10 protein-coding genes are annotated in these 13,220 nt (G+C 69.1%); 1 reads left to right on the forward strand and 9 read right to left on the reverse strand.

What is annotated here, in order from left to right; genetic code table 11:
- Positions 1 to 420: 420 nt before the first annotated feature.
- The 4 genes from G6048_RS41465 to G6048_RS41480 form a co-directional block, all read right to left on the reverse strand.
- Positions 421 to 1,110 carry a glycoside hydrolase family 75 protein gene (locus G6048_RS41465; protein WP_165344783.1) on the reverse strand — a complete coding sequence of 230 codons (690 nt, stop codon included), beginning with the start codon at positions 1,108 to 1,110 and terminating at the stop codon, positions 421 to 423.
- Between the two features lie 215 nt (positions 1,111 to 1,325).
- Positions 1,326 to 2,111 (reverse strand): aldo/keto reductase, encoded by a 786-nt coding sequence (locus tag G6048_RS41470; protein WP_165344791.1) that lies wholly within the window; start codon positions 2,109 to 2,111, stop codon positions 1,326 to 1,328.
- A gap of 143 nt (positions 2,112 to 2,254) precedes the next feature.
- Positions 2,255 to 4,081, reverse strand: a complete 1,827-nt coding sequence (locus G6048_RS41475) for an AMP-dependent synthetase/ligase (RefSeq protein ID WP_165344784.1) — start codon at positions 4,079 to 4,081, stop codon at positions 2,255 to 2,257.
- A 267-nt stretch (positions 4,082 to 4,348) separates the two neighbouring features.
- Complete coding sequence (locus tag G6048_RS41480; protein WP_165344785.1) at positions 4,349 to 5,215, reverse strand: LysR substrate-binding domain-containing protein; 867 nt, start codon at positions 5,213 to 5,215, stop codon at positions 4,349 to 4,351.
- Positions 5,216 to 5,387: 172 nt separating this feature from the next.
- On the opposite strand from G6048_RS41480, the gene G6048_RS41485 reads away from it, so the two are divergent.
- On the forward strand, positions 5,388 to 6,425 hold the full coding sequence (locus tag G6048_RS41485) for a bile acid:sodium symporter family protein (protein ID WP_328828497.1): 1,038 nt from the start codon (positions 5,388 to 5,390) through the stop codon (positions 6,423 to 6,425).
- Here G6048_RS41485 and G6048_RS41490 read toward each other — a convergent pair.
- The 5 genes from G6048_RS41490 to G6048_RS41510 all read right to left on the reverse strand — a co-directional run.
- On the reverse strand, positions 6,364 to 7,599 hold the full coding sequence (locus G6048_RS41490; RefSeq protein ID WP_165344787.1) for a DUF4185 domain-containing protein: 1,236 nt from the start codon (positions 7,597 to 7,599) through the stop codon (positions 6,364 to 6,366). The genes G6048_RS41485 and G6048_RS41490 overlap by 62 nt on opposite strands.
- 11 nt (positions 7,600 to 7,610) lie before the next feature.
- A complete protein-coding gene (locus tag G6048_RS41495; RefSeq protein WP_165344788.1) occupies positions 7,611 to 9,539 on the reverse strand; it encodes a sialidase family protein in 1,929 nt (642 codons plus the stop codon).
- A 510-nt stretch (positions 9,540 to 10,049) separates the two neighbouring features.
- Positions 10,050 to 10,904, reverse strand: coding sequence for a formate dehydrogenase accessory sulfurtransferase FdhD (fdhD, locus tag G6048_RS41500; protein ID WP_165344789.1), 855 nt, complete (start codon positions 10,902 to 10,904; stop codon positions 10,050 to 10,052).
- Positions 10,905 to 10,911: 7 nt separating this feature from the next.
- Entirely contained in the window at positions 10,912 to 11,772 is an 861-nt protein-coding gene (locus tag G6048_RS41505; RefSeq protein WP_165344790.1) for a 2Fe-2S iron-sulfur cluster-binding protein, read from the reverse strand.
- 31 nt (positions 11,773 to 11,803) lie between these two features.
- Positions 11,804 to 13,220: complex I 51 kDa subunit family protein (locus tag G6048_RS41510; RefSeq protein WP_235990981.1), on the reverse strand; the 1,417-nt coding region annotated here is incomplete at its 5' end.

The raw sequence follows: 13,220 nt of genomic DNA on the forward strand, positions 1-13,220 counted from the left end.
GGTCGTGGCGGGGGGTGGGCGGAGGGACTGCGCGGTGGCGATGACGTGCTCCCGGGCGTGGGGCGTCGTCGGCGGGGGCGATGACGCAAGGGACTCGGAAGCCCGATTTCAACCACCGGGCGATTGATGCGCAGGCCTGATCCGGGTGCTTATCAATCTCGGGCTGAGGTGATCGATCCAGTTCGGACGCTTATCAACGGGCCCCGGCCGCTTGTTAGTTTGGGGGAGCCGGTCGTGACCGGCGGGACGGGGGAGACAGGGTGGGGCGTCGAGAGAAACCGTTGGATCCGGCCGCGGGGCCCGTGCAGCGGTTCGCGTACGAACTGCGCAAACTCCGTGAGGAGGCGGACCGGCCCACCTACCGGGACATGGCCAGTGCCCTACAGGCGGACGTGCGGATGAGGCACCTGCCGGCATCTGTCAGTTGTTCTGGAGGAACCGCTTCGCCAGCGACTCACCGAGGGACGCCGCCACGCCGCGGCTCTCGATGGGGGAGACGCGTGAGTTCGTGAACACGATGTAGGTGACGTCCGAGGCGGTGCCGCCGGTCGTCGGCTCCGGGTCGATGCCCAGGGCCTCGGCGGTGGCGTACGAGGCCTCGCCGATGATGTCCGTGGGGCCGGTGTCGCCGACGACGGCGTACTGGACCTGGTTGTTGTGGATGACGGCGACCACGCTGCCGCCCTTGATGCCGGCGTTCGCGTAGTCCCAGATGTCGCTGGGGGCGGGCACGACGACGTACGGCAGCGTCTGGGAGTTCAGCGGTCTGCCGTCGGACTGAGGGAAGGCCGTGCCGGCATGGAACCAGGGGTCGGTGTCCCTGTTGCAGCGTGCGGTGACCTGCCCGTCGCAGGTGATGTCCATGTCGGCCTTCCAGAACACCGCGCCCTCCTTGCCGCAGACGGGGACGGAGGGCGACTTCCCCTCATCGGTGCTGTACAGGCCGTCCGAGATGCGCGAGCAGGACGCCGCCTCGGCCAGCAGGTCGGCCGCACGGACCGTGCCCTCTCGCGCTCTGGTGGGGGTGACGGACGCGTCGGCGGGGAGTGCTCCGGCGGCGAGGAGTGTGGCGGGGGCGGCAACGGCGAGGGTCATAGTTCGCATACGCACTGTGGGGCCCTTCTGTCCGGGAAGTCTGCCTTTCGACGACCCTGACCGACCCTGATCCCGGCGGCGTGGAGGCAGCGCCCGGTCTTACGCCGCACGGCGGAGCGTTCCCTGTCGAGACACGGGCGTACGGCCGGACGGACGCGCGAAGCCGCCGCCCGAGTGCGGTGGGCGGCGGCTTCGAGTGGGCCGAGGAGTGTGTGGTGTGTGCGGTCAGGTCAGTGGAGGGTTGCCGGGTCGGGGCCGATGCGGCGGTCCTCGTTGAGTGCGCTGATCGCGGCGATGTCCTCGGTGTCGAGGGAGAAGTCGAAGACCTCGATGTTCTCCTTGATCCGGGACGGGGTCACGGACTTGGGGATCACCACGTTGCCGAGCTGGATGTGCCAGCGCAGGACGATCTGCGCGGGCGTACGGCCGTGCTTCTGGGCGATGGCCACGATGGCCGGGACCTCCAGGAGCCCCTTGCCCTGGCCGAGCGGTGACCAGGCCTCGGTGGCGATGCCCTGCTCCGCGTGGTACTCACGCGAGGCGAGCTGCTGCAGGTGGGGGTGCAGCTCGATCTGGTTGACGGCCGGGATGACGGACGTCGCCTCGATCAGCCGGTCCAGGTGCTCCGGAAGGAAGTTGGAGACCCCGATCGACTTGGCGCGACCATCGGCCAGCAGCTTCTCGAAGGCCTTGTACGTGTCCACGTACGTGCCCCGGTCCGGCATCGGCCAGTGGATCAGATACAGATCCACGTACTCGAGGCCGAGCTTGGCCAGGGACGTGTCGAAGGCGCGCAGCGTCGAGTCGTAACCATGGTCGGCGTTCCAGAGCTTGGTGGTGACGAAGAGGTCCTCGCGGGCGATGCCGGAGGCGCGAAGAGCCCTGCCCGTGCCCTCTTCGTTGCCGTAGGCGGCGGCGGTGTCGATGCTGCGGTACCCGGCCTCCAGAGCGGTGGTGACCGCCTGATCCGCCTCGTCGTCCGGGACCTGCCAGACACCGAAACCCAGCTGCGGCATCTCGACGCCGTTGTTCAGGATGATCGGGGGGACCTTGCTCACGAGCTCTCGATCCTTCAGTCGTAGGTTGGCATCCCATCATCAACGATCACAGGCCGTCAGTCATTCCTGTCCCGTCTCGTGTGATGTGAACTACGCCCCGTCTACGCCCGGTACAGCGCCTCTACCTCCGACGTGTACGCCTTCTCGATCACCTTCCGCTTCAGCTTCAGCGACGGGGTCAGCAGCCCGTGCTCCTCGGTGAACTGATGGGCGAGTATCCGGAACGTACGGATCGATTCGGCCTGCGACACCAGTGTGTTCGCCGCCACCACCGCCCGGCGGACCTCGGTCTCCAGGTCCGGGTCGCGTACCAGCTCAGCCGGGGTCAGCTTCGGTTTGCCGCGCATCTGGAGCCAGTGCTCGACGGCCTCCGCGTCCAGTGTGACGAGCGCCGCGATGTACGGCCGGTCGTTGCCGACGACGATGCACTGGGCGACCAGCGGATGGTCGCGCACCCGCTCCTCCAGCTGCGCGGGCGAGACGCTCTTGCCGCCGGACGTCACCAGGATCTCCTTCTTGCGTCCGGTGATCGTGAGGAAGCCGTCCTCGTCGAGCGAGCCCAGGTCACCGGTGGCCAGCCAGCCGTCGTGCAGGGCCGCGTCGGTCGACTTGGGGTCGTTGAGGTAGCCCTGGAAGATGTTGGGGCCGTGCAGCCAGACCTCGCCGTCGTCCGCGATGTGCACGGTGGTGCCGGGGAACGGCTGCCCCACCGTGCCGTACCGGGTGCGCTCGGGCGGGTTGGCGGTCGCCGCGGCGGTGGACTCGGTGAGGCCGTACCCCTCGTAGATCTGGACGCCCGCGCCCGCGAAGAACAGCCCGAGCCGCCGGTCCATCGCCGAGCCGCCGGACATGGCCTGCTTCATCCGCCCGCCCATCGCCTCGCGGATCTTGGAGTACACGAGCTTGTCGAAGAGCTGGTGCTGCACCCGCAGCGCCGCCGAAGGGCCGGGCCCGATGCCCCAGGCCTTCGCCTCCACGGCGTCCGCGTACCGTACGGCGACCTCGACGGCCTTCTCGAACGGGCCCGCCTTGCCCTCCCGCTCGGCCTTCCTGCGGGCCGCGTTGAAGACCTTCTCGAAGATGTACGGCACTGCCAGGAAGAACGTCGGCCTGAACGCGGCGAGGTCGGGCAGCAGGGCCGCCGCACTCATCTGTGGCTGATGGCCGAACTTGACCTTGCCGCGGATCGCGGCGACCTGCACCATCCGCCCGAAGACGTGCGCCAGTGGCAGGAACAGCAGGGTGGCCGCCTCGTCGCCCTTCTTCGAGTGGAACAGCGGCTCCCAGCGCTCGATGGCCGTGTCCGCCTCGAACATGAAGTTGCCGTGCGTGATGACACAGCCCTTGGGGCGGCCGGTGGTTCCGGAGGTGTAGATGATCGTCGCGACCGACTCGGGCGTGACCGCGCGCCGGTGCCGGTGCACCACCTCGTCGTCGAGGTGTGCGCCCGCCTCGTACAGCTCCTGCACCGCGCCCACGTCCAGCTGCCAGAGCCGGCGCATCATCGGCAGCCGGTCGATGACTGTGGCGATCGTCATCGCGTGGTCCTCGTGCTCCACCATCGCGGCCGACACCTGCGAGTCGTGCAGCGTCCAGAAGACCTGCTCGGCCGAGCTCGTGGGGTAGATCGGCACGACCTGGGCGCCGATGGACCACAGGGCGTAGTCGAAGAGGGTCCACTCGTAGCGCGTACGGGACATGATCGCGACCCGGTCGCCGAAACGGATGCCCTGGGCAAGCAAACCCTTGGCAAGAGCCAGCACTTCGTCGCGGAACTCCGCCGAGGTCACATCACGCCACTCACCGTGCTCGTCCTTGCGGCCGAGCGCGGGGTACAGGGGGTCCTCCAGGGCATGGTCGTAGACGGCATCGGCCAGGCCGCCCACCGGCGGCGCCGATGCCAACGGAGGGTTGGTGAACTCGCGCAATCCCCGCTCCTTGTGGCGCTCCGCACAGCGCCGTGAAAGCTACCCCACGTGGCGCTGCCGCGGGAGTGTCGGCGACTTGTGGGTTCATGGTGTTATCTGTGCTGGTCACGGACTTATTTACGGCTTCAACGGGGTAGGTCGGGACAGAATTCTTACGGGTGCGTAGGTTTCCGGTTCGTAATCTCCACGGAATCTCCTCCGGAAGGTGAGGGGTGGGGTGGGTGCCCCTTAAAGACTCAGCGTCCGCCAGGAAGGTTGAGTCCCGGCTCAGCGGCCGGTGTGCGGGCTTACGCCTCCTTGCAGGATGCGTGTTGCCAGGGCGTTTGCGGCGACCCGCGACTGGGTGGGGCGGGTGGCTTGGGTTACTACGAAGTCGACTCTGCCCAGTTCGGGGAGGGCTGCTCTTGGTGGGACTCTCACCAGGCCAGGAGGGATCAGGCCCTGGGAGTGAGCCATTACGCCGAGGCCTGCTCGGGCCGCTGCGATGAGGCCGCTCAGGCTGCCGCTCGTGCAGGCGATGCGCCAGGGGCGGCCCTCGCGTTCCAGGGCCTCCAGGGCCAGGGCGCGGGTGATGCCCGGCGGGGGATAGGCGATCAGCGGCACCGGACTCGCGGCATCCAGGCGGAGGCGTTCCGCGCCGATCCAGACGAGGCGGTCGTGCCAGACGAGTTCGCCTTGGGGGTCCTCGGGGCGGCGTTTGGCGAGGACCAAGTCCAGCTTTCCGTCGGCCAGTTGCTGGTGCAACGTGCCCGAGAGCTCGACCGTCAGCTCCAGGTCGACCTCGGGGTGGTCGTGCCGGAAGCCCTCGAGGATCTCGGGGAGGCGGGTCAGTACGAAGTCCTCGGAGGCGCCGAAGCGCAGCCGGCCGCGCAGCCGGGTCCCCGTGAAGAACGCCGCCGCCTGCTCGTGCGCCTCCAGGATGCGGCGCGCGAAGCCGAGCATGGCCTCGCCGTCTTCCGTGAGCTCCACGGAGTGCGTGTCCCGCGAGAACAGCTGCCGCCCCGCCGTGCTCTCCAGCCGGCGCACATGCTGGCTGACCGTCGACTGACGCAGGCCGAGGCGGCGGGCGGCCTGGGTGAAGCTCAGCGTCTGGGCCACGGCCAGGAACGTGCGCAGGTGTGAAGGGTCGTACACGCCCCTCAGGCTATCGCGATTCGCGATGACAGTCAGAGCCGTATGCCGGATTCCCGATCACGGTCCGGAGGAGGACCATGACGAGGGCACGATCCTGCGCCCGGACCGACAGCCGACATCCCGACGTACTGACGTACTGACGTACATAGAACCGACTCAGCAACGGAGCACCGTGAAACGCCTGACGTGGCCGTCCTGGCTGCCGATCGACCCGTACATTCTGCTCTTGCTCGGGACGGTGGGCCTCGCGGCGCTGCTGCCCGCCCGGGGGACGGCGGCCGATGTCGCGTCGGGGGCGTCGACGGGCGCGATCGCGCTGCTCTTCTTCCTGTACGGGGCACGGCTGTCGACCCGTGAGGCAATGGACGGGCTGCGCCACTGGCGGCTCCATGTCACCGTCCTGGCCTGTACGTTCGTGGTGTTTCCGCTGCTCGGTCTGGCGGCCCGCGGCCTTGAACCGGTGTTCCTGACGCACCCGCTCTACATCGGACTGCTCTTCCTGACGCTGGTTCCCTCGACGGTCCAGTCGTCGATCGCGTTCACGTCCATCGCGCGCGGCAACGTGCCCGCCGCGATCTGCGCGGGCTCCTTCTCCTCCCTCGCGGGCATCGTGATCACCCCGCTGCTCGCGGCGACGCTCCTCGGCAGCACCGGCGGCGGCTTCTCCGCGGACTCGATCCTCAAGATCGTGCTGCAACTGCTCGTGCCGTTCGTGGCCGGGCAGGTGCTGCGCCGCTGGATAGGGGAGTTCATCGGGCGCCACAAGCGGATCACCGGCCTCGTCGACCGCGGTTCGATCCTCCTGGTCGTCTACGCCGCGTTCAGTGAAGGCATGGTCCAGGGCATCTGGCAGCAGGTCAGCCCGCTGCGGCTGGCGGGGCTGCTCGCGGTCGAGGCGGTGCTGCTCGCCGTGATGCTCACGCTCACCTGGTACGGCTCGAAGGCGCTGCGCTTCAGCCGTGAGGACCGGATCGCCATCCAGTTCGCCGGGTCGAAGAAGTCCCTTGCGGCCGGACTGCCCATGGCGAGCGTGCTGTTCGGGGCGCAGGCCTCGCTGGCGGTGCTGCCGCTGATGCTCTTCCACCAGATGCAGCTCATGGTCGGCGCGGTGATCGCCAAGCGCCGCTCCCGCGACTCAGAGCCGGAGCTCAGCCCGAGCCCAGCTTCAGCGTCACGAATCGCGGTCGGTACAGCGACACGTTCCGACTGAGATTCGCCTGTGCCGCGGCCCCCGTCGCGTCCAGCCAGTTGACGTCGTAACTGAGCACGAGCCGCCCGCCGAGCGCCGGGTGCACCTGCGGGTTGTACGCCGCGACTCCCGACCTCTGCTCGGGCAGCGGCGGGCTGAAGCCCTTGGTGGGCCCGCGCCAGGGCCCGGTGGGGGAGCACGCCCAGTACGAGGTGACGGTCGTCAGCCCCTCGGCACCCGCCGCCATCGTGAACAGCACCCACGTACCGCCGTCCCGCACGACCGTGAACGCGCTGCCCACGCCCTTGCGCTGCCCGTCTCCGAGCACGGGTTTCATCCGTGAGGAGATGGCGGACCACCGCCCGCCGTCCCAGTACTCCCACGCGTCCGGTTCCGCCAGCCGGTCGCGGGGCGCCCGCGCCACGTACGCCTTCGAGGCCGGACGGGAGGCGGCCTGCGCGTCGTCGCCGCCGAACACATACGTCCAGTCCTCGTCCTCGGTCACCGCCGTCGTGCCGAACAGCACCCGCCGCTCCGGCTCCCGCACCTGCTGCTGGTCGAGGACCTTGACGATGCCCTCGACCCGCAGATCGGGCAGCGAGAGCGTGGCCACCTCCGTGGAGGTGGGGACGCCGTAGATCCAGGGGTACGTGCCGTTCGTACGGGTCCACAGCAGGACGCGTACGACCTTCTCCGAGGACCCGGGGGAGCGGGCCTCGACCTTGGCCGCGACGGGCCAGCGCCACTCACCGGGGGCCGGGTCCGGGAACAGCGGCGCGGGCAGGGTGTTCTGGAGGCGGCCGTCGGACATGACGACGGCCGAGTTGCGCACCAGGGGCGTGTTCTGGTCCCGCCAGGCGTACGACTCGCCCACCGGGTTCGGCGGCCCGTACACGTTGCCCAGATACGTGTCCGAGAACAGCCACAGCACCCGGCCGTCCGGCAGCCGCACGGAGTGGGTGCCGTCGCCGCCGGTCCAGTCGTCGGCCCGCGAGGCGTCGTCGCCGTACCGCGTGAACTCGCCGTTGAGGTCCGGCTCCGCCGCCCAGGACGAGACCGTACGAGGCGCGCAGGCGCCCTCCCGGTCGTCGTCTTCGTCCGGGAGGGCGGTGAGCAGCACCGCGCCGAGGACCAAGGCAAGGAGGAGTCCCAGCCCGGCCCCCGAACGGTGTCGTACTCGTGAGTATTCGGGCACGGCACGGGACGTTAGTTGCTGCCGCGCACCCGGTCCATGGGAAGCCACAGGACGGTGTCCCGCGTCACAGAGCCCCTGCTGCTGACTCCGTGCAACTCCGTGTCGCTGAGCGCCCGGTCATAGACCCGTACATCGTCGATCGCGCCCGCGAAATGCGCCCGGCTGTCCAGCTTCTGACCGATGTGCACACCGAACGGTGAGTTACGGCTCACGGATCCCGGCAGGTCAGCCGTACTGATCGGCGTGCCGTCGATGAACATCGTGAGCGCCCCTCCACCGCGCCGCAGCGCCAGATGGTGCCACTGCCCGTCGTTGTACGCGCCACTCGTGCGGACCGAGGCGGACCGGGGCGCGCTCGCGCCGTCCCGGACCGTGATCAGCCCCTGAATACGATCCGAAGCGGGCTCACCGCGCAGCCACACCTGCGGCTGTGTGGTGCCGACCCCGCCCATCCAGAGCAGTGGCTGTTCACCGCTGGTGGCCGTGTAGCGGAACCACAGCGACGCCGTGAAGTTCTTTGGCCCCAGCGGCAGTTCACTGTCGTACGGCAGCCTTACGGCGTCGTCGGCGCCGTCGAACTCCATCGCCCGGCCGAGCACGCCGTCCGTCGGGCGCGCACCGCCGAGGACCGCCGCGGGACGCTTGGGAGAGGCCAGGTCGGTGGTCTTCGGGTCGGGTCCGCGACGCGGTTTCAGCCAGTCCTCGGTGAACCGTGCGAAACGGATCTCGTCGCGCGCGTCTATGGCCCCGCCCTCGTACATCAGGCCGACCGTGTCACGGCTGACGCCCACCATGTCCGAGTAGCCGGACCAGTCCGTCGTGACGACCGTGCCACGGTCCACGCTGTCCCAGGTACGCCCGCCGTCGTAAGAGGACCGGACCATCATCGTCCGGCGCCGGTCCGGATCGGCGGGACAGGCGAGCAGCAGCCGGTCGCCCAACCGCAGGGTGGAACCCTGGACTTGGGGCGTGTAGAGGTCCGGCTGGGTACGGAAGGGCGACGTGAAACTGTCGCCGCCGTCGCGGCTGAACGTCTGCGTACGATGCCCGAGATCGGTGCCGTCCTGCTCACGGCCGCTGATGAGGATGACCCCGTCAGCCCGCTCGGTCATGGTGATCTCGGACGGTTTCTGGCGGAACGTACCGCCTGCTGGTATCGGATACGAGTCCGTCGCCCCGATCCGCCAGTTGTCGCCGCCGTCGTCGCTGACGATGAGGGCGGCATGGTTGGCGGACACTCTCCCCCAGCCTCCGGCCGGGGGGACCCCCATCTCGCTTCGCTCGCCGTTCCACGTCTCGGTGTTGACCCCGAAGACGAGCCGCCCCGCGTGCCTGCCACGGCTCAGCTGGATGCCGTGCACGGGCCCGGTCGCGTACCAGGAGTTCCAGTGGTCGGGCAGGATCTCGTCGCTCAGGTCACGTGGCTCGGACCAGGTGCGCCCGTCGTCGTCGCTGTGCTGCATGTGGGGCGTGCGGTCGCATGGCACGTCGCAGTTGCGACCGTCCGTACGGCCCGTGTTGTACGTCTCCGCCAGCAGGATGCGGCCGGTCTCGCGGTCCACGATCGGTGCGGGGTTCCCGTGGGTGTCGCCCCCGCCCTCGTTGACGACCTGAAGGGGACTCCAGGTGCGCCCGCCGTCCGTGGAACGCTTGAGCACGATGTCTATGTCGCCGGCGTCACTGCAGTCGTTCACCCGGCCTTCGGCGAACGCCAGCAGCGTGCCGTTCGTCGTTTTCACGACGGCGGGGATCCGATAGCACGCGTATTCGGGATCTTGGGAGGGCTTGAAGAGGACCTGCTGCTCGAACGAGGTGGTTTCGGCGGCCGGTTGGACCCGCTGTTCGTCGGGAGCCGGCTGCGGGGAGAGTGCGAGCAGCGCGGCGGTGGCGACGCTTGCGATGACGGTGGTTCTGAGGCGTGCGCGAACACTTGACGGCATGGTGCGACCTGCCCTTCATCCGTCCGGACATCTGGACATCCCACGTCCAACGTGCGCGCCACGCACGGTACTTGGGGTCTCAGGGGGCCCACAAGGAGCGTGCAGGGGTCGTTCTGTCGGGTGGCGTGATCATGGATGTCCCTGCGGCGACTGTTAAACGTCCGGGGGGACGGATGGGGGGCCATGTGTTGCGGCTGCGGGAGTTCATTCTGACGGCGCAACAGATGAGTCAGGGTGGATCGTTCCTGGGCGGATCGTCACTTGTGCCGATTCAAACACCGGTCCAGGCAACGTCAGCCCGTCTGGGGGCACACCTCCCAGCGGTAGCTGGGGGAGCTTGAGGACGAGGCCGCAAGGCCGATACGGGGGCCTGAGGGCAGAGCCCCCAGGGGCGGCGCGACTGAGGCGAAGCCTCATCGCGACGCAAAAGGCTGTGGCGGAGCCCCAGTCACCGGCGCAGGGGGCGCTCCCCGCCGGTCGGGGCCCCGCCGCCGTGTCGCGGGGAGCCGGTCAGCCGTGGGCGGCCGCGGTCCGCAGGGCGATCCGGTGTTCGCCCGCGTACACGTTCATGGAGGCGCCCCGGAGGAAGCCGACGAGGGTCAGATCCGACTCCGCCGCCAGGTCCACCGCGAGGGATGAGGGCGCGGAGACGGCGGCCAGGACGGGTATGCCCGCCATCACCGCCTTCTGGGCGAGCTCGAAGGAGGCCCGGCCCGAGACGAGCAGGATCATGCGGGAGAGCGGAAGCGCGCCGCTCTGGAGGGCGCGGCCGACCAGTTTGTCGACCGCGTTGTGCCGGCCCACGTCCTCACGGATGTCGAGCAGCTCGCCGTCCTCCGTGAACAGGGCCGCCGCGTGCAGACCCCCGGTCCGGTCGAAGACCCGCTGGGATGCCCGCAGCCGGTCGGGGAGGCTCGCGAGCAGCTCGGGTTCGAGCCGGACCGGGGCGGCTTCACCGTCGTCGATGGCCCACCGAGCCGTCGTGCGGACGGCATCGAGGCTCGCCTTGCCGCAGAGGCCGCAGGAGGAGGTCGTGTAGACGTTGCGTTCGAGAGTGATGTCCGGGATCGAGACGCCCGGCGCCGTCTTCACGTCCACGATGTTGTACGTGTTCGAGCCGTCGACGGTCGCGCCCGCGCAGTACACGATGTTCTGCAGCTCATGCGCCTCGCCCAACACACCCTCGCTGACCAGGAACCCCGCAGCCAGCGCGAAGTCGTCCCCCGGAGTACGCATCGTGATCGCGAGCGGCTTGCCGTTCAGCCGGATCTCCAGGGGTTCTTCGGCGACGAGCGTGTCCGGGCGGGTGGAGACGGCCCCGTCCCGAATACGGATCACCTTGCGTCGTTCCGTGACTCGTCCCATGTTCTGATCAGCCCCGGTTCTGTACGTGCTGGTAGCCGAAACGGCCCTTGATGCAGAGGTTGCCGTGGGTCACCGGGTTGTCGTGCGGCGAGGTGACCTTCACGATTTCATTGTCCTGCACGTGGAGCGTGAGATTGCAGCCCACTCCGCAGTACGCGCATACCGTGGTCGTCTCGCTCTGCGCCGACTCGTCCCACGTACCGGCCGCCCGCATGTCGAACTCCGATTTGAAGCTGAGAGCTCCCGTCGGGCACACCTCGATGCAGTTGCCGCAGTACACGCAGGCGGAGTCGGTGAGCGCGGCGTCGTGCTCGACCGCGATACGGGCGTCGAAGCCGCGCCCGGCGACGGAGATCGCGAAGGTGTTCTGCCACTGGTCGCCGCAGGCGTCTACGCACTTGTAGCAGAGGATGCACTTGTCGTAGTCGCGGACGTAGAGGTCGTTGTCGATCTTCGGTTGTTCATTCAGCCGGGCCGCGTCCGGGCCGAAACGGTCCGGCTTGGCCTCGTACTCCTTGATCCACTCGGCGACTTGCGGTGTGGTCGACAAGTCGACTGAGGAGGCGAGGAGTTCGAGGACGATCTTGCGGCTGTGGCGGGCGCGTTCGGTGTCGGTCTTGACCTCCATGCCGGGCTCGGCCTTGCGGGAACAGGCCGGGACGAGAGTCCTGGACCCCTCGACCTCGACGACGCAGACGCGGCAGGCGTTTTTGGGGGTGAGGGTGTCGCCCTGGCAGAGCGTCGGGATGTCCTTCCCGGCGGATCGGCAGGCGTCGAGGATCGTCGAGCCCTCGGGTGCTCGCACCGGCTCTCCGTCGATGGTGAACTCCAGCAGACGGCGGGGGATCCCCAGCGGCGTCACGGTCATACGGCGGCTCCTGTGCTACGGCGGGTCGCGGTCATTCGTACGCCCCCAAGCGGTCGATGGCGGATTCCACGGCGTTCCACGCGGTCTGCCCGAGACCGCAGATCGAGGCGTCGCGCATGGCGCGGCCGACTTCCCGGAGCAGGGCGATGTCGCCGGCCGCGTCCGTGCCCGTGCGTTCGGCGATGCGGTGCAGGGCCTCCTCCTGGCGTACGGTCCCGACCCGGCACGGCACGCACTGGCCGCAGGACTCGTCGCGGAAGAACTCGGCGATACGGAGCAGCAGGCGGGGGAGTGGAACGGTGTCGTCGAAGGCCATCACGACCCCCGAGCCGAGCGTCGTGCCCGCCTCCCTCGTCCCTTCGAAGGTGAGCGGGATGTCCAGCTCGTCGGGGCGTACGAAGCCGCCGGCCGCGCCGCCGAGGAGGACGGCGCGCAATCGTTTACGTACGCCCGCCAGGTCCAGCAGTTCGCCCAGGGTCGCGCCGAACGGGAGCTCGTAGATGCCGGGGCGGTCCACGCTTCCTGACACGCAGAACAGCTTGGGGCCGGTGGATTTGCCGGTGCCGATCGCCGCGTACGCCTGTGCTCCCATCGTGAGGATCGGCAGCACGTTGACCAGCGTCTCGACGTTGTTCTCGGCAGTGGGTTTGCCGAACAAACCCTTCTCTACGGGGAAGGGTGGTTTCGAGCGGGGCTCTCCTCTGTAGCCCTCGATGGAGTTGAAGAGGGCGGTTTCCTCGCCGCAGATGTACGCGCCCGCGCCGCGGCGGGTTTCGATGTCGAAGGCGTAGCCCTGGCCGAGGATGTCGTCGCCGAGGAGGCCGCGGGCGCGTGCCTGGTCGATGGCGTGCTCCATGCGCTGGAGGGCGCGGGGGTACTCGCCGCGCAGGTACAGGTAGCCCTTGTGGGCGCCGATCGCGTATGCCGCGATGGTCATCGCCTCTACGAGGGAGTACGGGTCGCCTTCCATGATCACGCGGTCTTTGAAGGTGCCCGGTTCGGATTCGTCCGCGTTGCAGACGAGGTAGTGGGGGTGGTCGGGTTGGGCGGCCGTGGCCTGCCATTTGCGGCCGGTGGGGAAGGCGGCGCCGCCTCGGCCTACGAGGCCGGCGTCGGTGACCTCGCGGATGACGGTGGCGGGGCCTAGGGCGAAGGCCCGCCGCAGGGCCGCGTAGCCGCCGTGCGCTCGGTAACCGTCGAGGGAGGCTGGGTCGACGGCGCCGACCCGTCGCAGCAGGATCAGGTCGCTCTGGCCTGCTTGGGGTACGGCCACCGACGCGGGTGGCTCCTCGGGTGCTGAGCCGGGGGTGGTGGCCGCGAGGACGGTGGATTCGACGGTGGCGGGGGCGGTGACGGCGGTGGCCCGTAGGGTTTCGCCCCCGCCGCCCCTTCCCATACCCGACCCTGGGGCTTCGCCCCAGACCCCACCAGGGGCTCCGCCCCTGGAC

Source organism: Streptomyces ureilyticus (assembly GCF_011045025.1).
Lineage (GTDB): Bacteria > Actinomycetota > Actinomycetes > Streptomycetales > Streptomycetaceae > Streptomyces > Streptomyces ureilyticus.

Bases quoted from the DNA above. Each gene is read 5' to 3' on its own strand.
- G6048_RS41505 (WP_165344790.1), bottom strand. From the start codon at position 11,772: ATGACCGTGACGCCGCTGGGGATCCCCCGCCGTCTGCTGGAGTTCACC.
- G6048_RS41495 (WP_165344788.1), bottom strand. From the start codon at position 9,539: ATGCCGTCAAGTGTTCGCGCACGCCTCAGAACCACCGTCATCGCAAGC.
- G6048_RS41470 (WP_165344791.1), bottom strand. From the start codon at position 2,111: ATGCCGCAGCTGGGTTTCGGTGTCTGGCAGGTCCCGGACGACGAGGCG.
- fdhD (WP_165344789.1), bottom strand. From the start codon at position 10,904: ATGGGACGAGTCACGGAACGACGCAAGGTGATCCGTATTCGGGACGGG.